This is a genomic window from Cytobacillus firmus, assembly GCF_023612095.1.
Lineage (GTDB): Bacteria > Bacillota > Bacilli > Bacillales > Cytobacillaceae > Cytobacillus.
The window spans coordinates 1,116,016-1,138,251 of the sequence record NZ_CP086235.1 but is presented as its reverse complement, the minus strand read 5'-3'; the positions used below and the strand labels follow the sequence as shown (position 1 = coordinate 1,138,251).

Below are 22,236 nucleotides of genomic sequence, written 5' to 3'. Positions count from 1 at the left end.
TTATTGCCTAGTTCATTAATATTAATTATATCATTTTTATTTTTTCAATTAATGCTTAAATGTGAACAGATAATGAACACATATGATACTATATTTTAAACAGGAGCCTTGTATAAGATAATCTTAAAATAGACAAATACTCCCTTATGTACAGTAACAAAAAATCTTGCCGGATTCAAGTGAACCTTATTGGAAGTGGTGTTTTTCATGAAAAATCAGCGTATTTTCCCCGGAATTATTTTACTCGGATTTGGAGCCTACTTTTTTCTCCAGCAGAGCGGATTTACTGCCTTACAGTCTTTTTATTCCTGGCCGACTCTTCTAATTATCGTCGGAGCAGCCTTTTTAATTCAGGGATATGGCGCAAGGGATTATGATTCCATTTTGCCAGGGGTTATTTTAACCGGATTTGGCCTGCATTTTCATGTGGTGAACCGCCTCGAAATTTGGCCGGATCATATTGGTACATTCATTCTTATAATTGCTCTCGGCTTCCTCCTTCGGCATCAGAAAACAGGCGCAGGATTATTCCAGGGCATCTTATTCTTAATTCTTGCCGCATTGCTCCTGTTTTATGACAGAGTAGCTGAGTGGATGGGACTTCTTGACAATGGCGTTTCGGATGTTTGGCAGTTTTGGCCAATCCTGTTAATGCTAATTGGATTATATTTTTTATTATCAAAGAAAAAATAAGGCTCTTTTCGTATATATTGTTGTTTGCCTATTAATGTAGTCCGTTGATTTCCGCTCCAGGATGCTCAGCGAACCGCGGGGCGGGCGGTGAGCCTCCTCGACGCTGCGCGTCTGCGGGGTCTCACCTGTCCCGCTACTCCCGCAGGAGTCTCGCACCTTCCGCTACAATCAACTCAGTAAATAAGATACAAAAAGCAACAAACCTTTCGAAACTTGCCAAAAATAAAAGACAGGGATATTTTACTTTTCCCTGTCTTTTACCATTCAAACTGTTTAGAGAACCGAATCCAAGAAATTTTTGGTTCTCTGCTCTTTTGGATTATTAAACAAATCCTCCGGGTGTCCCACTTCTACAATTCTTCCGTCATGCATATAGACAGCCCAGTCTGCCACTTCTCTTGCAAAGCCCATTTCATGCGTGACGACGACCATTGTCATGCCTTCGAGGGCCAGTTCCTTCATTGTGGAAAGCACTTCCCCACCAGCTCCGGATCCAGTGCCGATGTCGGCTCATCAAAAAGCATGATATCGGGCTTCATAGCCAGTGCCCTTGCAATGGCTACACGCTGTTTTTGTCCGCCCGAAAGTTTTGATGGGTACACATTCTCCTTGTCAGAAAGCCCAACTTTTTTTAATAGTTCCTGGGCATCTTTTTTCACTTGGTCCTTAGGAAGCTTTTTCACATGCAATGGTGCTTCCATCACATTTTCGAGAACAGTCTTATGAGGAAATAAATGAAAATGCTGAAAGACCATTCCTACTTTTTCTCTTACTTTATTTAGGTCATGTGTTTCTTTCTCAACCTTTTCACCCTCAAAAATGATATTGCCGCTATCCTTTAATTCAAGAAAGTTCAGGCAGCGGAGCAGTGTGCTTTTTCCGGACCCGCTGGCACCAATCAGGCAAACAACATCACTTTCCTTTACTGTTATGTCAATATCTTTCAGGACATGGAGATCCCCGAATGATTTGTTCAATTTTTCTACCTTGATCATGTACGATTCACTCATTCCTCATTCCTCCTCAATCACTGCTTGCCATTCTTTTCTCAATCACATTTACAAGGATGGAGAAAATAAGCACAAGTACTAAATAGTAAACAGCTACGATCAGCAAATAGCTCATGTAGTCATATTCATTGGAACCATATGTTGTAGCCACGTTAAAGAGCTCGTACATGCCGATGAAGGAAGCCAGTGAGGAATCCTTCAATGCAATGATAAACTGATTCCCAAGAGGCGGCATAGCCCGTCGGAATGCCTGAGGAAGAATGATTCTTCTCATCGCAAGGCCGGCAGTCATACCCAGTGAACGTCCTGCTTCCATTTGTCCTTTGTCGATGGATTGAATGGAACCCCTGAAAATTTCGGCTATATAGGCACCGTTGTGAAAAGCAAGTCCTAGCACAACCGACCAAAACTGTGAAATATCCAGCGCTGTCAATCCGAAATAGAAAATGAATATCTGGACAACAAGAGGCGTTCCCCTTACAAGAAAAATATAGATGTCTGCAATCCATTCCAGAACTTTCACTCTTGATATCTTTAAAAAAGCAAAAAACAACCCTATAAAAATAGCAATAAACACTGATACAATGGTTAATTGAAAGGTTAAGAGCATCCCCTTTAAAAATACGGGATATGTATCAATAAACTTTGTAAATAAATCCACAAAAATCCCCCTTCAGATGGCAATTTCATTTTGTGTAAAAAAACAAAACAGGCGAATGTCTGATACACATCCGCCCGCAATGTTATTCCTTCTCAGGATCAACTGTTATATCTTCACCGATATATTTTTTGCTGATTTCTGTGAGTGTTCCATTCTCGCGAAGTGTTTCAAGAGCTTCATTCACTTTTTCGAGCAGCTCTTTATTATCCTTTGCAACTGCAATTGCCTGCTCACTGCGGCCAAGCAGCTCTTTGCCTTCAATTTTCATTCCGGCGCCAATTGCTTCTTTGCCTGTAACAAAATCAGTGATAACAGCATCATGTTTTCCCTTGCTCAATGCTTCCAGGGCGACCACATCACTGTCATAAAACTTAATGTTGTCTGTCACTTCCTCTGCATTTGAAGTATATGTAGATCCTTTTGATACTGCTATCTCCTTGCCTTCAAGATCTGACAGTGTCTCAATCGTGCTATCCGGTCGCACATATATTTGCGGGCCTGAATAGTAATATGGAGTTGAAAAATTGACTGCTTTTAAACGTTCTTCGGTAATGGTGTGGCTGGCTACCGCTGCATCAAAACGGCCTGACTTAACTCCCTCCACTATACCGCCGAACTTAAATTTATTCTGAACCGGTTCAAGTCCGAGTTCTTTTGCTACAGCCTCTGCTACATCAATATCAAAGCCGCTCATGCTTCCATCATCATTTGTGTAACTAAAAGGTTTGAACTCTCCAGAAGCCGCATATGTAAATTTGTCTTCGTCTACTAGATCCATTCCGCTTTTAGACGCTTCCTCTGATCCGCATGCAGCCAGGACCAATACAAAAGCAGCTGCCATGATTCCTTTTAACCAATGTCTCACTAGTCTAAATTCCCCCTTCAGTATCTCTCTTTTTTATGTGCCCTTTAACTCTATCACTATTTATGAATATTCTCAAAATTCATATTTTATGATAATTTATGAAATAAAAGTATATAAGCTGTTCTCATTAAGTGATCCTCTATAGACTCCAACATAACCCCATATTCTCCTGTATCCTTTAGATTCCTTACATTTCGACAAAATTAATATCCAATTAATTCCTAATGTATAGTGATATACAGGGTATCTCAAATACCCTTTTCCAGGACGAAAGACCTGAATGAAGAAAACAAAAAATCCCGCTGCAAATGCTGCGGGATTTTTTATTACATATAGCTTTTTAATGCCGACCAGGCCTGGTCTTTCCCATAGCCTGTTTCAGAGGAAAACATAATGATCTGATCATTCGGATCGATATCCAATGTTTCTTTCGTGATTTTCATATGTTTTTGCCACTTGGATTTCGGTATTTTATCCGCTTTTGTGGCAATCACCACACAGGGAATTTCATAATGCTTTAAAAAGTTGTACATCATAACATCGTCACTTGAAGGGGGATGGCGCAAATCAACAATCAGCACAACTGCTTTCAACTGCTCTCTGTTTGTTAAATATGTTTCTATCATCTTTCCCCAAGCTTCACGTTCCTTTTTGGATACCTTTGCATACCCGTAGCCCGGAACATCAACAAAGTGGAGTATTTCGTTAATAAGGTAAAAATTCAGGGTTTGTGTCTTCCCCGGCTTAGAGGATATTCTGGCAAGTCCTCTTCGATTAAGCATTTTATTAATGAAAGAAGATTTGCCGACGTTCGAACGGCCGGCCAGGGCAAATTCGGGCAAATGACTTTCAGGATATTGATCAGGCTTAACAGCACTGATGACTATTTCTGAGCTGGTTACTTTCATGCTTGTGCACCGCCATTCAGGGCATGTTTCAAGACTTCGTCCACATGTGATACCAAAACGAAATCAAGTTCTTCCCTGATGCTTTCAGGGATATCTTCAATGTCTTTTTCATTATCTTTAGGGAGGATGATCTTCGTCAATCCTGCACGATGGGCGCTCAAAGATTTTTCTTTCAAGCCGCCAATAGGAAGCACCCGGCCTCTTAACGTAATTTCCCCTGTCATTCCCACTTCTTTACGTATTGGTTTTCCTGAAAGAGCAGAAACCAGGGCAGTTGTAATTGTTATTCCGGCAGATGGGCCGTCTTTCGGGACAGCACCTTCAGGAACATGAATATGAATATCATGCTTTTCATGGAAATTCTCATCAATGCCAAGTTCTTTTGCTTTTGAACGAACATAACTGAATGCCGCTTGAGCAGACTCTTTCATTACATCCCCCAGTTTGCCTGTAAGAACGAGCTTTCCTTTTCCGGGAGAAAGGGATACTTCAATTTGAAGGGTATCGCCGCCAACTGTTGTATAGGCAAGACCTGTCGCAACGCCAACCTGGTCTTCAAGCTCAGCCTGACCATAGCGGTATTTTGGCTTTCCAAGAAACTCTTCAGCATTTTTTGTGTTGACAATCACTTTCTTCTTTTCCCCGGATACGATAATTTTAGCCGTTTTTCTGCAGATAGTAGCCAGCTGGCGCTCCAAACCGCGGACTCCAGCCTCACGAGTATAATAGCGGACTACCTTCTGAAGTCCATCCTCGCGAATCTGAAGCTGGGATTTTGATAGACCATGCTCTTTAATTTGCTTAGGCAGCAGGTGGTCTTTAGCTATGTGAATCTTCTCCTGCTCTGTATAGCCTGCAATCGTGATAATTTCCATTCTGTCCAGCAGCGGGCCAGGGATTGTGCCAAGATTATTGGCTGTGGCTATGAACATGACCTTTGAAAGATCATAGGTTTCTTCAATGTAATGATCACTAAAATTATGGTTCTGTTCAGGGTCTAAAACTTCCAGCATCGCTGATGAAGGATCCCCGCGGAAATCAGAGGACATTTTGTCGATTTCATCAAGCAGGAATACAGGATTAATCGTCCCTGCTTTTTTCATGCCCTGAATGATGCGGCCAGGCATGGCACCAACATACGTTCTTCTATGTCCGCGAATCTCAGACTCATCCCGGACTCCGCCGAGGGATACACGGACGAAATTACGGTTTAGCGATGTTGCAATAGAACGTGCAAGACTTGTTTTACCGACACCCGGAGGACCTGCAAGACAAAGGATTGGTCCCTTAAGGGAATTCGTCAGCTTTTGCACTGCGAGGTATTCCAAAACCCGTTCTTTTACTTTTTCCAGACCATAATGGTCTTCATTCAGAATCCTTTCGGCCTTAAGGATATCCAGGTCATCTTCTGTTGATTTTGACCATGGCAGTGTGACAAGCCACTCGATATAGTTGCGGATAACCGCGCTTTCGGCTGAACTGGATGGAACCTTTTCATAGCGATCCAGTTCTTTTAAAGCGGTAAGCTGGACATGCTCAGGCATGCCGGCGTTTTCAATCTTTTCCGTCAGCTCAGCGATTTCTCCTGTCTTGCCTTCCTTATCCCCAAGTTCTTTTTGGATTGCCTTCATCTGTTCACGCAGATAATACTCCTTCTGCGTGCGTTCCATTGATTTTTTCACACGCTGGCCAATCTTTTTCTCAAGGTTCAGAACTTCTTTTTCATTATGGATGATTTCAATAACCTGATTCATGCGCTCTTTAACATCAATGGTTTCAAGTATTTCCTGTTTTTCCTTCAGCTTTAAAGGCAAGTGGGAAGAAATGATATCTGCCATACGTCCCGGCTCTTCTATATCTGCTACAGAAGAATAAGTTTCAGCTGATATTTTCTTCGATACCTTTATGTATTGCTCAAAATATTCAAGCATAGTCCTCATCAATGCCTGATCTTCTACGTCCTTTTTCTCAGGATCCTCAAAAACCTTCACACTTACGGAATAATGTTCAGTTTCGTCCTGAAAATCAATGATTTCCGCTCTCTTAAGCCCTTCAACAAGAACACGGATTGTACCGTTTGGAAGCTTGAGCATCTGCTTGACACGTGTGAGCGTGCCCATTCCATATAGATCATCTTCTGATGGTTCATCTATAGATATATCCTTTTGTGTTGTTAAGAAAATTAAATGGTCATCTACCATTGCTTTTTCCAGAGCCTGAACCGATTTCTCCCGGCCTACATCCAAATGCAGAACCATGGTCGGATAAACCAGCAAGCCCCGAAGCGGCAGGAGGGGGACGATGATTTCTTTCTTTTTCGCCATTCCATTGCACCTCCAAAATGCATCTTTTTAACCCCATTATTGCTAATAATTTCTTTGTACAATTCTATCGCATTTAAATAGCAGTGTCTATTAAAGAGAAAAAGCCGTATTTCAATGATATTCATTTATAATTACACTTTATCCTTCTTTACGCAAATAAAACTTCGGTTTGTAGCCTAAACTGCAAACCGAAGTTTCTGACCGCGATTAGCGGAGGCGTTTATACAGCGGGCTTTCAGCAACTGCAAACCGGGCCACACATCATATGCTTTCTTTTTTCTTTAATTCGATTGAAGCAGTTACAGCCTGCTCTTTGAGATACTCTTTGTGAAGCGATGCCTCAAATACCTCATTCAAATGAGATACGGGGATGATCTTAATTCCTGTTATCTCCTTTAAGATGGATTGCATATTTTCTTTTGGGATGATTACTGTCTGTGCTCCCGCTTTCTTGGCTGCCTTCACCTTTGGATAAACGCCTCCTATTGGCTTGACATACCCATGAATGCTGATTTCCCCGGTCATGGCAACAGTATTGTCAACTGGCCTTTTATAAATGGCAGAATAAATTCCTGTCGCCATAGCAATGCCGGCAGAAGGACCGTCAATTGGAACTCCGCCAGGGAAGTTGACATGAATATCATATTCATCGGCCGGGACGCCCATCGATCTCAGAACGGTAATAACATTTTCAATTGAACCCCTGGCCATACTTTTTCTCCGGATTGACTTTCCCTGGCCGCCAATGCTTTCTTCTTCCACTATGCCTGTAATATTAATGCTGCCCTTTTCTTTTGCAGGAATCACAGTAACTTCAATATCAAGCAGAGCGCCTGTGTTCGGCCCATATACCGCCAGGCCGTTGACAAGGCCAACAGCAGAATGGGTATTGATTTTTCTCTCCATTCTCGGTGAAAGCTGACTCGATTGGACAACCCACTCAATATCTTCATCTTTTATGTAATCACGGTCCTCAGTGATTGCCAAACCCGCAGAGATTTGAATCATATTTACCGCTTCGCGTCCATTTCTTGCATAATTAGCAAGAATGCCAAGCCCCTTTTCACTAACAGCGACATTGACCTTTGCAGAAGCCTTTCCAGCTACAGCTATGATCTCTTCTTCAGCTAATTCCCTGAAAAATACCTCCATGCATCTGGAGCGAATGGCTGGCGGAATTTCATTAGGAGTTCTGGTAGTTGCACCGATCAGGCGGAAGTCCGCAGGCAGGCCATTTTTAAAAATATCATGAATATGGGTTGGTATTTGAGTGTTTTCTTCATTATAATAAGCGCTTTCCAGAAAGACTTTCCGGTCTTCAAGCACCTTCAGGAGCTTGTTCATCTGAATGGGATGAAGCTCGCCGATTTCATCAATAAAAAGGACACCGCCATGTGCATTTGTAACAGCACCCTGTTTAGGCTGCGGAATTCCCGCCTGTCCCATCGCCCCTGCCCCCTGATAGATAGGATCATGAACAGAACCTATCAGGGGATCCGCAATACCCCTCTCATCAAATCTCGCAGTAGTGGCATCCAGTTCGATAAAAACAGAAGCTGCCTTAAAGGGTGATTTTGCATTTTTCTTGGCTTCTTCCAGAACCAATCTGGCCGCAGCCGTTTTTCCCACGCCCGGTGGACCATAAATAATAACATGCTGAGGATTGGGTCCGCACAATGCTGCTTTCAGAGATTTAATTCCATCTTCCTGCCCCACAATGTCAGCAAAACTGGATGGACGAACTTTTTCTGATAAAGGTTCAGTTAATGAAATGGAACGCATCTTTTTTAATACATCCATTTCCTTCCTTGATTCACGGTCGATAGAAACTTTCTGTGTACGCTGGCTCCTAAGCAAATTCCAAAAATATAGCCCAATGACAATTCCAAAAAACAATTGGATAAATAAAGCGATCCCCGTCCAACTCATTGTGTTCCCTCCTGCATTATTGTTCTCGTTAATAATGCTAGTATCTCCCTGACTGAGTTGGAATAAACAAGGAATTCATTTAAAAGTAAGGTAAGAAAAAGGGTCGGAAAGGTGCAAAAAAATGGCCATGCCCCACCAGGGACTGGCCATTTTTTAAATTACGCTGAAGTCTTGCGCTCTTCTTCTACGACTGTACCGTCCTCCAAAACAAGCTTGGGAGAACCGTTATCGATAACCGTTTCTTTGGTAATAATGCATTTTTTTATATCTTCGCGTGATGGAAGATCAAACATTACATCAAGCATGATTCCTTCAATAATGGAGCGCAGTCCGCGGGCACCTGTTTTTCTTTCAATTGCTTTTTTAGCAATTTCTTCAAGTGCGCCTTCTTCAAAATCAAGCTCAACATTATCGAGTTCAAGCATTTTCTGATATTGTTTGACCAGTGCATTTTTAGGTTTAGTTAAAATCTCAATTAAAGCCGCTTCATCAAGCTGGGAAAGGCTTGCAATAACTGGAAGACGTCCAATAAATTCAGGAATTAATCCGAATTTCAGCAGGTCTTCAGGAAGCACTTTTGCAAGAAGATCCTTTGGCTCGATTTCTTTTTGATTCTGGTCGGAACCAAAGCCAATTACCTTTTGGCCTAAACGGCGTTTAATAATTTGCTCAATGCCATCGAAGGCTCCGCCGCAAATAAACAGGATATTGGTCGTGTCAATCTGGATAAATTCCTGATGAGGATGCTTGCGGCCGCCTTGTGGCGGGACGCTTGCAACTGTTCCTTCAAGAATTTTCAACAGCGCCTGCTGCACACCTTCACCTGATACATCGCGAGTGATGGACGGATTTTCCGACTTACGTGCAACTTTATCAATCTCATCAATATAAATGATTCCTTTTTCGGCCTTTTCCACATCATAATCTGCAGCCTGAATAAGCTTTAGGAGAATATTTTCAACATCTTCCCCGACGTATCCGGCTTCAGTTAATGATGTCGCATCTGCAATGGCAAATGGAACATTAAGAATACGTGCCAATGTCTGAGCCAGCAAGGTTTTACCGCTTCCAGTCGGCCCGATCATGGCAATATTACTTTTAGAAAGTTCAACTTCATCAATTTTGCTGTTGGAATTGATGCGTTTATAGTGATTATATACTGCAACAGACAGCGATTTCTTCGCCTGCTCCTGGCCAATTACATATTCATCCAGAATATCGCGGATTTCAGCCGGTTTTGGCACATCTTTGAACTCCACTTCTTCTTCTGTTCCCAGTTCTTCTTCCACAATTTCAGTGCAAAGTTCAATGCATTCATCGCATATATATACTCCAGGCCCAGCAACAAGTTTGCGGACCTGATCCTGTGTCTTGCCACAGAAAGAACACTTCAATTGCCCTTTTTCATCATTAAATTTAAACAAATCCTTCACCCCTTGAAAAAACTTCAAAACGATATATAAAGCTTGCGAAATCACATGCAATTAGTTCTTTATTCAGCCATAGAAAGGTTAGTAATTAAAGCGGATGATGTGCCATTGCACTTGAAGACAGGCCTCTTTAATCATTCACTCTTTTGAAAAAATCAAAACCTTCAGCAGTTATGTATTGCATTGTAACACATTTTTACAGTGGACAGGAAATGATAACTCTTAAAACATTTCAATTATGTATGCATGCATGTGATGGGATTTCCCAAAGATAAACCAGGCTGAATTTTATATGTACTTTCATAAGCTTAACCAAAAATGGCTAAATTAAGTCGGCCCTCTGGACCGATAATTAAATTATCTATTTATATGTATTTGTATTCCTGTCCATGTGCAATATGCCGTAAAACTTTTCACCAGGCAAAAGGTACAAGGGAGATTTTCATTATGTATGGTCTTGATGGTATAAAACAAGGCACGATAAACTCGCGCCTTGTTTCTTATAAAGGGAGAAAATTTTCTGCTTTCGAAGCTAGACTGCTGTCTAGCTCCGCCTCCTTGCCCCTCGAGGTCATAAGCCAAATTACTACTGAGGTTTAACAACCTCCTCCGTAATTCGTCTTATGCTTGTCGGGGCAGTGCAGTCGGCTCCGCTTTTCTTTTATTATGCAACAGTCTTGCTATTTTCCACAAGGAAATCTACTGCTTTTTTAATTTGAAGATCTGCTTTTAGGCCTTCAAGGCTTCCAAGAGCTTGTGTGATCTGCTCAGCAGACATGTTGTACATTTCTGTCATTTTGTTCAGTTCTTCTGAAACTTCTTCATCGCTTACTTCGATGTTTTCAGCTTTTGCTATTGCTTCAAGAGTCAGGTTAACGCGAACGCGCTTTTCAGCTTCCTCTTTCATTTGCTCGCGTAAAGCTGCTTCATCCTGTCCGGAGAACTGGAAGTATAGTTCAAGGTTCATGCCTTGCATTTGAAGACGCTGTTCGAACTCCTGCATCATGCGGTTAACTTCAGTATCAACCATTGCAGCCGGGATTTCCATTTCTGCATTAGCAGCTGCTGCTTCAACAACAGTGTCGCGGACATGGTGCTCAGCTTCATGCTTTTTGCTTTCTTCTAAGCGAGTTTTAATTTTTTCTTTTAATGCATCCAAAGTTTCAACTTCTTCGTCTGCATCTTTAGCAAACTCATCATCCAGCTCAGGAAGCTGTTTTGTTTTGATTTCATGTAAAGTTACTTTGAAAGTTGCAGGCTTACCAGCTAGCTCAGCTGCGTGGTATTCCTCTGGGAAAGAAACTTCGACATCCTTAGATTCTCCAGCAGCAGTACCAATCAGCTGCTCTTCAAATCCAGGGATGAATTGTCCTGAACCAAGTTCTAAAGAGTAGTTCTCAGCTTTTCCGCCTTCGAAAGCTTCACCATCAACGAATCCTTCAAAGTCCATAACAACTGTATCGCCGTTCTCCGCTTTGCCTTCTTCTTTAACAGCCAGCTCAGCTTGTCTTTCCTGAAGGGAAGTTAACTCATTGTTAACATCTTCTTCTGTAACGCTTGTTTCAAGCGGTTTAACTTCAAGGCCTTTGTATTCGCCAAGCTTTACTTCAGGCTTAACAGTTACTGTAGCTTTGAAGATAAGGCTTTTGCCTTTTTCGATTTGCTCAACATCGATTTCAGGGCGATCAACAGGCTCAATGCCAGTTTCATCAATTGCATTAGCATATGCTTCCGGAAGAAGATAATCCACTGCATCCTGGTATAAAGATTCAACTCCGAAACGCTTTTCAAACATTCCGCGAGGCATTTTTCCTTTACGGAATCCCGGTACGTTTACTTGCTTAACTACTTTTTTGAATGCAGCGTCTAAACCTTCGGTTACTTTCTCTGCATCTACTTCAATTGTAAGAACCCCGCGGTTCCCTTCTAACTTTTCATATTTAGCAGACATACAATCATTTCCCTCCAAAAATCTATTATCATTTCATTCATGACAGAATGTTATGAATATCTCTTGTTTTTCAAGCCATATCCATTTAATAAAAATGTATATATACACATAATACAACCATTATATTATAACATACACTCCCTGTCTTTCAACATTGAAGGCTAAATATTGGGATAAGAAATTTCTTCTATCTTTCTTATAAAGGCAAGAGCCTCTTCAATTTCCTCTTCAGGAGCATCATAAATATCACCAAGCTTGCTTATCGAACTGTTTAAGCCATGATACTCATTTGAAAGCATATGGTATGCCGCAGCCCAGGACACAGCATTCTCCGGCGGGGCTTCATGCGGATAAAGCAGGAAGAAGTGTCTTTGTGCAATGCTCTTTGTATTTTCAAATAGTACCGGATCTTCCTGTTCGAGCTGATTCTCCAGTTTATTGACTATCTTTAACAGCATGGGCTGCTGATGAACAGGTGGCAGTTCAGCAGGATTTACCCGCAGGCTCTTATCAAACTTCCGAATCGTTACATATTTTTCATACCCATGCTCAGAAAGTACATTTAACAGCATCGTTTTAAAAAAAGGATTTCCATCCTCCGCTTCCAAATAGGCTTTAATATCTTCGAGATAAGGCCTGATGTTATGTTCTGCCAGCTGTGCAGCAATCTGCATTTGTTCATGCTGATCCTGGTAAGAAAACAGATTGAGTTTCCTACTGTTAAATTCCTCCAGATCGGGTGCTTCGATCTCAGTTTCAGAAGGTGAAGCAGCCATTTTTCTGCTGAACTCAAGCATTCTGCTAAAATGCTCAAATTTCTCCTTCGGGATCTCCCTTTCTTCAAGCAAAACCTCGATCGTTGCTGCAATCTCCCTGTATTGATGCAGCTGCACAAGGATCATTAAATAAAGATCCATTACTTGTATGTAATCCCCAATGCCTGTCTGGAGCATTTTATTGGCCAGTTCTTTTGCCTTTTCCAAAGCTCCGGCTTCATAATATGCCAAAACGAGCCCAATATGAACATCCGTATTCTCAGGCTCCATATCCAACGCTTCTTCAAAGAACCGGATTGATTCTTTATACCTTTTCTGCTGAAAGGACTCAAGTCCCTTTTCCAGCAGCCGTTTTTCAAGGCCGGGAAATAGAATGATTTTATTTTTTTGTTTTTTCTGTTCCCGCTTTCCCATGCTAAAACCGCCTCAACTATTATTTTTGAAGTTAGTGTAGCATGAAATAGCTCAAAAACAAAAAGATTCATGGTTTCATGCCATGAATCTTTCACAGGTGCCTACTGCACCGCAAACTGTTTTTCTTCGAAACTTGAAATGCTGCTTTCCAATTGAAGAGTAATCTCTATTTCATCCCAGCCGTTTATCAGCATTTTTTTCCAGTATTCATTAATTGTGAATGATGCTGAAAAATTATATTCATCTTCAACTATTCCATTCTGCAAATCAACCTTCAGATCATACGGCTGGTTTTGGGATCGTTCGAGCAAATATTCGACCGTTTCTGCCGGCAGAGTGATTGGCAGAAGTCCATTTTTTAAGCAATTTTGATGGAAGATGTCCGCAAACGAAGGGGCAATAATTACTTTGAATCCATAATCCCCTAAAGCCCATGGCGCATGCTCCCGGGAAGATCCGCAGCCGAAATTTTCATTTGCAATGAGGATGGAAGCACCCTGATTTTCAGTCTTATTCAGCTCAAACTCCGGGTTAGGCAGCCCTTCTTTCGTATATCTCCAGTCATAAAAAAGATATTGTCCAAATCCTGTTTTCTCAATTCTTTTTAGAAATTGCTTGGGAATGATCTGATCAGTATCCACATTGGCTCTATCCATTGCAGCTGCTTTCCCCTGAAGTGTTTTGAATCCGCTCATTTAGTTCTCCTCCTTCTTAATGGACAGTCTCTGCACTTAGCAAAGCACCTACGTCCACAAAATGTCCGTATATAGCTGCCGCTGCCGCCATTAAAGGGCTGACAAGGTGTGTTCTGGCCCCTGACCCCTGTCTTCCTTCAAAATTACGATTTGATGTCGACGCACAATGCTCGCCGTTTGGCACAATATCATTATTCATGCTCAAACACATGCTGCAGCCTGATTCCCTCCATTCAAACCCAGCCTGCTTAAAGATAAGGTCCAGCCCATCTGCCTCTGCCTGCTTCTTGACCTGCTGTGAGCCTGGTACAACAAGTGCGCGGACATGGGGATGAACCTTTTTCCCTCTAATGAGTTCAGCTGCCAGTTTCAGGTCTTCCAGCCGGGAATTCGTGCAGGACCCGATAAAAACGTGCTGAATTTGAATGTCTTCAATTTTTTGGCCTTCCTGCAGTCCCATATATTCCAAAGCTCTTGATAGTGATTTTTGTTCAAGCTCGTTTTTGCATTCCTCAAGTTTTGGAATTTGTTCATTCACCTTGGAAGTCATTGATGGATTTGTGCCCCAGCTGACCATAGGCGCAATATCTGCAGCATCAATTTGAATGGTTTTATCGTATTGCGCATCAGGATCAGATACAAGCTCCTTCCAATTCCCGACTGCATCCGCAAATCCGGCTCCTTTTGGCGCATACTTTCGTCCTTGAAGATACGCAAACGTTGTTTCATCAGGACTCACAAGCCCCGCCTTTGCGCCTCCTTCAATGGACATATTGCAAATCGTCATTCTTTCTTCCATTGACATTTTTGCAATTGTCTCCCCGCAATATTCAATAATATGGCCTGTGCCAAAACCAATTCCTTTTTTAGCAATAATATAAAGGATGACATCTTTAGCAGTGACACCTTTTTTTAGCTCGCCGTTTATCTCCAGTTTTAATGTTTTAGGCTTGCTCTGCCATAACGTCTGGGTAGCCAGGACATGCTCAACTTCACTTGTGCCGATGCCAAAGGCTATTGATCCAAAAGCTCCATGAGTGGATGTATGGCTGTCCCCGCAAACAATTGTCATGCCTGGCTGAGTAAGCCCCAGCTCCGGCCCAATCACATGAACAATACCCTGTTCAGGACTTTCCAGCCCGGCAAGAGGGATGCCGAATTCCAGACAGTTTTTTTCCAAAGTGGTCATTTGATTTAATGCAACAGGATCATTGATGACTTTTCGGTTATCAGTAGGAACATTATGATCAACTGTAGCAAACGTTTTATCAGGCTTTCTCACTTTCCTGCTTTTCATTCTTAAACCGGAAAATGCCTGAGGGGATGTAACTTCATGTACTAAGTGGAGGTCTATGTACATCAAATCCGGCTTTCCTTCTTCCCTGTGGACTACATGCTTTTCCCAAATCTTATCTATTATTGATTTTCCCATTCTGCTCGACTCCTTTTTAAAAGAAACACGGCCGATGATGGCCGTGTCTCAAGTTTAAAATCAGCTGAACCAGTGCCCAGCAGTCAGCTCTTATGCATAAGCCCCCATAATGTTAAGAATAGCCTCGTTATCCAAAAGGGTAGCCTTTACCTCTTCAATCATTTCAGAAGTAGTGACAACCTTTTTTCCAAATGAAAAGATATCTCTCGTACGATAGCCGGCTTCAAGAACTTGATTAACAGCATTCTCAACTGCTTCAGCTTCCTCTTCCATTCCGAAGGATAAACGGAGCATCATGGCTGCCGATAAAATCATGGCAATTGGATTAGCTGCATTCTTCCCTTGAATATCCGGTGCTGAACCATGAATAGGTTCGTATAAGTAAGGCCCGTTTTCCGAAATGCTGGCAGAAGGAAGCATTCCCAGAGAACCGGTCAATACAGAGGCTTCATCGCTCAGAATATCACCGAACATATTCTCTGTTACGACAACATCAAATCTTTTCGGGTTTTTAATCATTTGCATAGCGGCATTATCAACAAGCATATGTTCAAGAACCACATCAGGATATTGCTTTGCAATGTCCTCTGCAACTTCTCTCCACATTCGGCTGGATTCCAGGACATTGGCCTTGTCAACAGAAGTCACCTTGCCACGCCGCTTTCCTGCAAGTTCGAATGCCAGCTTAATGACACGGCGCATTTCTTCTTTTTGATAAAACAAAGTGTCCACGACAGCATCTTTTCCGTTTTGCTGTGTCCTTTCGCTTGGCTTTCCAAAATAAAGTCCGCCGGTTAATTCTCTGACCATCAGCATATCCACGCCTTCAATTACTTCATTTTTTAACGGAGACGTATCGGAAAGGCTTGAATAATATTGAGTTGGCCGCAAATTGGCATATAGATTTAATTCCTTGCGGATCCTTAATAGACCCTTTTCCGGACGAAGGTGGGGAGGCTGCCGGTCCCATTTAGGTCCGCCAACCGCTCCCAGCATGACCGCATCGCTTTCTTTGCAAAGCTCCAGCGTTTCATTAGGCAGCGGAGTTCCGGCTGCATCAATAGCAGAACCGCCGATTTTGCCATATGAAAATTGGAATTGATGTCCGAACCGTTCACCAACAGCCTGCAGGACTTCAATTGCACCCTTCACCACTTCTTTGCCGATCCCATCTCCTGGAAGTACTGCGATACGTTTTTTCATTTTTAATCCCTCCGTCTGATTTATTGTTTTATAAATTTTCTTCCTATTATATTTCTGCCGCGCATTTGCTTTTCGGGGGAACGACAGGAGACTTTCCGCATTCGTGTGCAGAATCTCCCGCTTCAGATCAATTTACCTCTACCGCCTGCGCTTTTTCTCTCATATATATGACTCTATTAACGGCATTCAAGTAAGCTTTTGAGGAAGCCTCAAGCACATCCTGGGCCAAACCGCGGCCGCTTGTTTCCATTCCTTCATAGTTCAGCTTTACATAAACCTGGGCTAAAGCGTCTCTTCCGGCCCCTACGGATTGGATACGGTAATCCAAAAGGTTAGCTGTTCCATTCAGGCATTTTTCCAATGTGTTATACAGCGCCTCGATGCTTCCTGCTCCAGTCCCGGCTTCCTGGATTACTTCGTTGTTTGACCCTGACAGAGTAACAGTTGCTGTTGGAACAGAGTTCGTGCCATACTGGATTTGGATTCCGATCAAATCATAGAATCGCTGCTCCTTGGAGAGCTTCTCTTCAAGTACGATGGCTGCAAGGTCGTCGTCTGTCATCTCTTTTTTGCGGTCGGCCAAATCTTTGAAAACTGTGAAAAGCCGATTTGCTTCTTCATCTGCTACTTCAAGCCCCAGTTCACTCAGGCGGTTTTTAAATGCATGGCGCCCGGAATGTTTTCCAAGCACCATGGAATTGGATTGAAAACCGACTAGGTCAGGGGAAATAATTTCATACGTTGATTTTTCCTTCAATACCCCATCCTGGTGTATTCCTGATTCATGTGCAAAAGCATTCCTGCCAACAATTGCTTTGTTGGCTGGCACCACCATACCTGTCAGCTTGCTGATCAAACTGCTCGTTCTGCTGATTTCCTGAAGATTCAGACGGGTTGAAGCCTGATAATGATCATTCCGGATATAAAGGGCCACTGCCAGCTCCTCAAGTGCCGCATTCCCGGCTCTTTCACCAATTCCATTTATCGTGCCCTCAATCTGTGTTGCCCCATTTTCTATAGCTGATAGTGAATTCGCTATGGCCATTCCCAAGTCATCATGGCAATGTGCTGACAAGGATACTTTATCTATAGAAGGAACATGATTTCTTAAATATTGAAAAATTTCACCGTACTCCTGTGGTGATGTGTATCCAACTGTATCTGGTATGTTAATGATTCCTGCACCCGCCTGGATGACCTTTTCTATGATCTCTGCAAGAAAAGGCAGTTCTGTCCTGGTAGCATCCTCTGCAGACCATTGGACGATCGGGAATTTGGAAGCAGCATACTTAACAGTTTCAACTGCTGTTTCAACCACTTCTTCTTTCGTCTTTCTTAACTTATACTGCCTGTGGATTGGAGAGGTTGCCAGGAATGTATGTATCCTTGGCTCAGCTCCATCCTTTAAAGCTCCCCATGCAGCATCTATATCAGAGATAACTGCTCTCGCCAATCCTGTGACCGAGCAATTTTTAATCGTCTGGGCAATATTCTGTACGGATGCAAAATCCCCTTTCGACGCTGCAGGGAAGCCTGCCTCAATAATATCAACGTTCAAACGCTCCAGCTGCCTGGCGATTTCCAATTTTTCCGAAAAATTAAGGTTTACACCGGCAGATTGCTCGCCATCTCTTAGTGTAGTATCAAATATTTTAATTATTGCCACTTACGACCACTTCTTTCTTCTTGCTGCTATTAACAAACGGCATCATTTTGCGGAGTTCTCTTCCCACCTGCTCGATCGGATGCTCATTCTCTCTCTGATTTACAGCATTGAATACCGGTCTATTTGCCTGGTTTTCCAAAATCCACCCTTTTGCAAAATTCCCTTCCTGGATATCTTTCAGCACTGCCTTCATTTCTTCTTTCACTCTTGCGTCAACTACCCGCGGGCCGCTGACAAAATCTCCCCATTGAGCTGTATCTGAGATGGAATAGCGCATTCCTTCAAGACCGCCCTCATACATAAGGTCAACAATGAGTTTCAGCTCATGTAAACATTCAAAGTATGCCAGTTCCGGCTGATAGCCTGCTTCTGTCAGAGTCTCAAATCCTGCTTTCACCAAGGAAGTCAGCCCTCCGCACAGCACTGCCTGTTCGCCAAACAAATCTGTCTCGGTTTCTTCCTTAAAAGTCGTTTCCAGAGCACCTGCACGAAGAGATCCAATGGCTTTAGCGTAAGCAAGAGCCAGTTCCTTTGCTTCCCCTGTAACGTCCTGATGGACTGCAAACAGGGCTGGAACACCTGCATCCTGTTCATATGTTCTTCTGACTAAATGGCCAGGTCCTTTCGGTGCTACCAGCAGTACATCACACTCTTTTGGAGGCACGATCTGATTAAAATGAATATTAAATCCATGGGCAAACATTAATGCCTGGTTTGATAAATTAGGTTCGATTTCTTCCTTGTATACTTTTGGCTGCAGTTCATCCGGCAATAGGATCATCACTACATCAGACTGCGCTGCTGCCTCACCGACCGGATATACCTGGAAACCGTCTTCTTCTGCTTTTTCCCATGACTTCCCTTTCCGAAGGCCGATGACAACCTCAACCCCGCTGTCCCTCATGTTTAACGCATGTGCATGTCCCTGGGATCCATATCCGATGACCGCTACCTTCTTCCCGTTTAAATACGCTGCATTTGCATCTCCGTTATAATACATTTTCGCCATGTTTTATCTCCCTCTCCGAATAAGTTTTTTATATTTATAATAGTTTATTTAAACGATAGAGTATGACTTGGACTGCTGGGAAGTACGCTGTGTTCCTCTAGGGAATGCCGTTGTTCCTGTCCTTGCAAGCTCTTTGATTCCATATGGTTTAATGAGTTCAATGAATGCTTCAACTTTATCAGATTCACCTGTAATCTGAATGGTCATGCTATCCTTGCTGACATCTATAACAGAAGCTCTGAAAGGTTCAATTAATGAATAAATCTCATTTCTTGTATATGGGACTGCCTGAACTTTAATAAGGGCAAGCTCTCTAGCGACAATTGACTGGTCCGTGATATCCGTTACTTTTATCACATCGATTTGCTTATTCAGCTGTTTCGTAATTTGTTCGCTGGCACCGGAGTCCTCAACATGGACCACACAAGTGATTCGCGACATTCCTTCATGTTCAGACAGGCCGACTGAAATGCTTTCAATATTAAAGTTTCTTTTGGAAAATAGATTAGTAATTCTGTTTAGAACACCCGGCCGATTCATCACAGTCAGGCATATGATTCGTTTCATGGTTTTACACCTGCCATTTCATGAAGTCCTTTTCCTGGTGCGATCATCGGATACACGTTTTCATCAGGATCCACCCTGAAATCGATAAGCACAGGTTCGCCGTTATGAAGCACTTCATCCAATACCTCTTCAGCCTCTGCTTCAGATTGGATGACATATCCTTTTATCCCATAGGCTTCTGCCAATTTCACGAAAGAAGGCTGTACCGGGATTTTGCTGTGAGAGAAACGGGATTCATAAAAGATCTCCTGCCACTGCCGGACCATGCCCAGGGCCATATTATTAAAAATAATAATTTTCACCGGCAGATTCAGTTCCTGAATGATAGCAAGCTCCTGAGTTGACATTTGGAATCCTCCATCTCCGCAAATGGCGAGTACGCATGCTTCCGGGTCAGCCAGCTGAGCTCCGATGCTTGCCGGGAAACCAAATCCCATTGTTCCAAGTCCTCCTGATGTCACCCATCTGTCTGCTTTATTAAAGCGATAGTATTGGGCTGCCCACATTTGATGCTGTCCTACATCTGTTACGACGATGGCATTCCCTTCCGTCTTCGAATGAAGCATTTCCATGACTTTCTGGGGTTTCAGCTGTACGGATTCTTTATCATAGTAATATGGATATTCCTCCTGCCACCTCAAGATGGTTTCCATCCATTCTTTATGGGCAGGCGGCTTTCCATCCTGCAGAATCAGCTGCTCTAGAGCTTCTTTTGCATCTGCCACAATCGGGATGGACGTTGGAACGTTTTTGCCGATTTCAGCAGGGTCAATATCAATATGGGCGACTGTTGCATGTGGTGCAAAATGCTGTAAATTCCCTGTTAATCTGTCATCAAAACGGGCTCCAATATTAATCAGCAAATCGCATTCTGTAAGGCCCATATTGGCTGCATAACAGCCGTGCATACCGGCCATACCGATGAATAATGGATGACTTGCAGGAAATCCGCCGAGGCCCAGAAGTGTGTGGATAACAGGTATTTGCTGCTGCTCCGCGTATTCTTTCAATTCTTTGGATGCTCTTCCATGAAGCACTCCGGCACCAGCCAGGATGACAGGCTTTTTCGATCTGCTGACTGCTTCAGTTAATTTTCTTATTTGAAGGTAATTTGGTTTTAATGTCGGCTGATACCCCGGCAGATTCACTTCCGTTTCTTTCTCAGGCTGATCTGAAACTCCTGCAGCGATGTCTTTGGGGATATCAATCAGCACTGGTCCTGGCCTGCCGGTTGAAGCTATATAAAAAGCTTCTTTAACGATTCTCGGAATATCTTCAATGCTGCGGACCTGATAATTGTATTTTGTAATTGGAGTGGTTATCCCCAGGATATCTGCCTCCTGAAAGGCGTCTGACCCAATGACTCCCGTTGCTACCTGGCCTGTAAATACAATCAGCGGAAGTGAATCCATCATTGCGTCTGCAAGACCGGTAACAATATTAGTGGCTCCTGGTCCTGAAGTGGCAATTACGACACCAGGCTTTCCTGATATACGGGCATACCCTTCAGCAGCATGAATTCCTCCCTGTTCATGACGCGGCAGCACATGAAGAATCTTTGAATGATACAGCTTGTCGTAAAGTGGAAGAACAGCTCCTCCAGGATAACCAAAAATCACTTCAACATTTTCTTTCTCCAAGGCTCTTAATAACAGATCAGCGCCGGTGACAGGATATGTCTCCGTTTTTGTTTCTGTTAAGGCAGCTTCCTGCAGCATTTGTTGATAACCTCCTCATGTTTTTAAACTCCAATATAAAAAGCCCTTCCACCCCTAAAGAAACCTAACGATTGTAGGTATAAGGGATGAAAAGGCTTTGATCACCTGTTCCACGGTACCACCCTGATTCACGCTTATGATGCGTGCACTCATGAACAGCGGATTTGCTGTTCGTTTTGATAACGGGTGAAGAACACCCGGCAGCCCCTAGTCGATTCACTTTCAGGACTGCGCTCAGAGGTGAGTTCATTTTAAGAGGGCATTACCGGGTTTCAGCAGATCCGGCTCTCTGGGAATGCCTGTCATAAAACTACTTATCCTCTTCTACGCTTTTCCTATTCTAAGATTTAAACTCAATACACTAACGCTTTAAATCATTGAATTGACAGATTAAAAAAAACCCAAATTTCTATATTGCGAGATAGATTTCACTTGGTTGAAGTTTATAGTTGCTGGTGTGAATTTCTTATATTGAGGACTATCTTACGCCCATTTTAATCGCCCGTCAACACCCTTTTTATGAATTATTTGATAATTTAGATTAATCTGTTTTTGTGTATCCGCTTACATTGTTGATATATTCACATTTCATAGGACAAAAAATTTTTTATATTTTTTTGATGATGGAGATAATATAGCTGAAGAGGTTTAATGAGGCAATCTAAAGACCGCTGGCAGGTTCCTGCCATTAAAAATTAATATTGAAAACAAAAAAACCCACCTGAAAGGTGAGTAAAATTCGGTAAGATATGTAGTGTTTCCAGATGTGTAAATGGCGTCCCAGGAGAGATTCGAACTCCCGACCGACGGCTTAGAAGGCCGTTGCTCTATCCGGCTGAGCTACTGGGACATTTTGAAATTATTTACCTGATTGAGATTTATTAACTCAACGACAAGATTTATTATATTAAACAAATGTTAAGAAGTCAACACTTTGTAAATTTTTTTTTATTATTATTGAGGGAAGACTGGCTTCCCTCAGTTA

16 protein-coding genes, 1 tRNA gene, 1 pseudogene and 1 other annotated feature are annotated in these 22,236 nt (G+C 42.6%); of the genes and pseudogenes, 1 reads left to right on the top strand and 17 read right to left on the bottom strand.

The genetic code is table 11. The features are described 5' to 3' along the window. Window positions 1-207: 207 nt before the first annotated feature. Window positions 208-693, top strand: a complete 486-nt coding sequence (locus LLY41_RS05690; RefSeq protein WP_095245041.1) for a LiaI-LiaF-like domain-containing protein — start codon at window positions 208-210, stop codon at window positions 691-693. Between the two features lie 273 nt (window positions 694-966). Here the strand turns inward: LLY41_RS05690 and LLY41_RS05685 are convergent. The 17 genes and pseudogenes from LLY41_RS05685 to LLY41_RS05605 form a co-directional block, all read right to left on the bottom strand. Then, window positions 967-1,703 (bottom strand): annotated as a pseudogene (locus LLY41_RS05685) (amino acid ABC transporter ATP-binding protein). 13 nt (window positions 1,704-1,716) lie between these two features. After that, window positions 1,717-2,364 carry an amino acid ABC transporter permease gene (locus tag LLY41_RS05680; RefSeq protein ID WP_076257328.1) on the bottom strand — a complete coding sequence of 216 codons (648 nt, stop codon included), beginning with the start codon at window positions 2,362-2,364 and terminating at the stop codon, window positions 1,717-1,719. An 82-nt stretch (window positions 2,365-2,446) separates the two neighbouring features. Further along, window positions 2,447-3,229, bottom strand: coding sequence for a transporter substrate-binding domain-containing protein (locus LLY41_RS05675; protein WP_304587127.1), 783 nt, complete (start codon window positions 3,227-3,229; stop codon window positions 2,447-2,449). 326 nt (window positions 3,230-3,555) lie between these two features. Next, window positions 3,556-4,137 (bottom strand): ribosome biogenesis GTP-binding protein YihA/YsxC, encoded by a 582-nt coding sequence (yihA, locus tag LLY41_RS05670; protein ID WP_095245038.1) that lies wholly within the window; start codon window positions 4,135-4,137, stop codon window positions 3,556-3,558. Then, window positions 4,134-6,461, bottom strand: coding sequence for an endopeptidase La (lon, locus tag LLY41_RS05665; protein ID WP_304587126.1), 2,328 nt, complete (start codon window positions 6,459-6,461; stop codon window positions 4,134-4,136). The genes yihA and lon overlap by 4 nt, the downstream gene beginning before the upstream one ends. A gap of 261 nt (window positions 6,462-6,722) precedes the next feature. Continuing rightward, window positions 6,723-8,390: an ATP-dependent protease LonB gene (gene lonB, locus LLY41_RS05660; RefSeq protein ID WP_095245036.1), complete on the bottom strand. Its 1,668-nt coding sequence runs from the start codon at window positions 8,388-8,390 to the stop codon at window positions 6,723-6,725. 158 nt (window positions 8,391-8,548) lie between these two features. Beyond that, window positions 8,549-9,814 (bottom strand): ATP-dependent protease ATP-binding subunit ClpX, encoded by a 1,266-nt coding sequence (gene clpX / locus LLY41_RS05655; RefSeq protein ID WP_095245035.1) that lies wholly within the window; start codon window positions 9,812-9,814, stop codon window positions 8,549-8,551. 670 nt (window positions 9,815-10,484) lie between these two features. Next, window positions 10,485-11,771: a trigger factor gene (tig, locus tag LLY41_RS05650; protein ID WP_095245034.1), complete on the bottom strand. Its 1,287-nt coding sequence runs from the start codon at window positions 11,769-11,771 to the stop codon at window positions 10,485-10,487. A 161-nt stretch (window positions 11,772-11,932) separates the two neighbouring features. Next, window positions 11,933-12,961 carry a tetratricopeptide repeat protein gene (locus LLY41_RS05645; RefSeq protein WP_304587125.1) on the bottom strand — a complete coding sequence of 343 codons (1,029 nt, stop codon included), beginning with the start codon at window positions 12,959-12,961 and terminating at the stop codon, window positions 11,933-11,935. Between the two features lie 101 nt (window positions 12,962-13,062). Continuing rightward, window positions 13,063-13,656 carry a 3-isopropylmalate dehydratase small subunit gene (gene leuD, locus LLY41_RS05640; RefSeq protein WP_304587124.1) on the bottom strand — a complete coding sequence of 198 codons (594 nt, stop codon included), beginning with the start codon at window positions 13,654-13,656 and terminating at the stop codon, window positions 13,063-13,065. Window positions 13,657-13,672: 16 nt separating this feature from the next. Beyond that, complete coding sequence (gene leuC, locus LLY41_RS05635; RefSeq protein WP_304587123.1) at window positions 13,673-15,088, bottom strand: 3-isopropylmalate dehydratase large subunit; 1,416 nt, start codon at window positions 15,086-15,088, stop codon at window positions 13,673-13,675. Window positions 15,089-15,178: 90 nt separating this feature from the next. After that, window positions 15,179-16,291 (bottom strand): 3-isopropylmalate dehydrogenase, encoded by a 1,113-nt coding sequence (gene leuB / locus LLY41_RS05630; protein ID WP_095245030.1) that lies wholly within the window; start codon window positions 16,289-16,291, stop codon window positions 15,179-15,181. Between the two features lie 127 nt (window positions 16,292-16,418). After that, complete coding sequence (locus LLY41_RS05625) at window positions 16,419-17,957, bottom strand: 2-isopropylmalate synthase (RefSeq protein WP_095245029.1); 1,539 nt, start codon at window positions 17,955-17,957, stop codon at window positions 16,419-16,421. Next, window positions 17,944-18,966 (bottom strand): ketol-acid reductoisomerase, encoded by a 1,023-nt coding sequence (gene ilvC, locus LLY41_RS05620; protein WP_076257316.1) that lies wholly within the window; start codon window positions 18,964-18,966, stop codon window positions 17,944-17,946. Before ilvC ends, LLY41_RS05625 begins: the two co-directional genes overlap by 14 nt. Before the next feature lie 48 nt (window positions 18,967-19,014). Further along, on the bottom strand, window positions 19,015-19,533 hold the full coding sequence (gene ilvN / locus LLY41_RS05615; RefSeq protein ID WP_095245028.1) for an acetolactate synthase small subunit: 519 nt from the start codon (window positions 19,531-19,533) through the stop codon (window positions 19,015-19,017). Further along, window positions 19,530-21,251 (bottom strand): acetolactate synthase large subunit, encoded by a 1,722-nt coding sequence (gene ilvB, locus LLY41_RS05610; protein WP_095245027.1) that lies wholly within the window; start codon window positions 21,249-21,251, stop codon window positions 19,530-19,532. Before ilvB ends, ilvN begins: the two co-directional genes overlap by 4 nt. 79 nt (window positions 21,252-21,330) lie before the next feature. Further along, window positions 21,331-21,587 (bottom strand) — a binding site (T-box leader). A 437-nt stretch (window positions 21,588-22,024) separates the two neighbouring features. Beyond that, a tRNA-Arg gene (locus LLY41_RS05605) sits at window positions 22,025-22,101 on the bottom strand. Window positions 22,102-22,236 lie beyond the last annotated feature (135 nt).

Coding starts and splice junctions, on each gene's coding strand:
- leuB (WP_095245030.1), bottom strand. CDS start 16,291: ATGAAAAAACGTATCGCAGTACTTCCAGGAGATGGGATCGGCAAAGAA.
- ilvN (WP_095245028.1), bottom strand. CDS start 19,533: ATGAAACGAATCATATGCCTGACTGTGATGAATCGGCCGGGTGTTCTA.
- LLY41_RS05645 (WP_304587125.1), bottom strand. CDS start 12,961: ATGGGAAAGCGGGAACAGAAAAAACAAAAAAATAAAATCATTCTATTT.
- yihA (WP_095245038.1), bottom strand. CDS start 4,137: ATGAAAGTAACCAGCTCAGAAATAGTCATCAGTGCTGTTAAGCCTGAT.
- LLY41_RS05690 (WP_095245041.1), top strand. CDS start 208: ATGAAAAATCAGCGTATTTTCCCCGGAATTATTTTACTCGGATTTGGA.
- tig (WP_095245034.1), bottom strand. CDS start 11,771: ATGTCTGCTAAATATGAAAAGTTAGAAGGGAACCGCGGGGTTCTTACA.
- leuC (WP_304587123.1), bottom strand. CDS start 15,088: ATGGGAAAATCAATAATAGATAAGATTTGGGAAAAGCATGTAGTCCAC.
- lonB (WP_095245036.1), bottom strand. CDS start 8,390: ATGAGTTGGACGGGGATCGCTTTATTTATCCAATTGTTTTTTGGAATT.
- ilvC (WP_076257316.1), bottom strand. CDS start 18,966: ATGGCGAAAATGTATTATAACGGAGATGCAAATGCAGCGTATTTAAAC.
- leuD (WP_304587124.1), bottom strand. CDS start 13,656: ATGAGCGGATTCAAAACACTTCAGGGGAAAGCAGCTGCAATGGATAGA.
- lon (WP_304587126.1), bottom strand. CDS start 6,461: ATGGCGAAAAAGAAAGAAATCATCGTCCCCCTCCTGCCGCTTCGGGGC.
- ilvB (WP_095245027.1), bottom strand. CDS start 21,251: ATGCTGCAGGAAGCTGCCTTAACAGAAACAAAAACGGAGACATATCCT.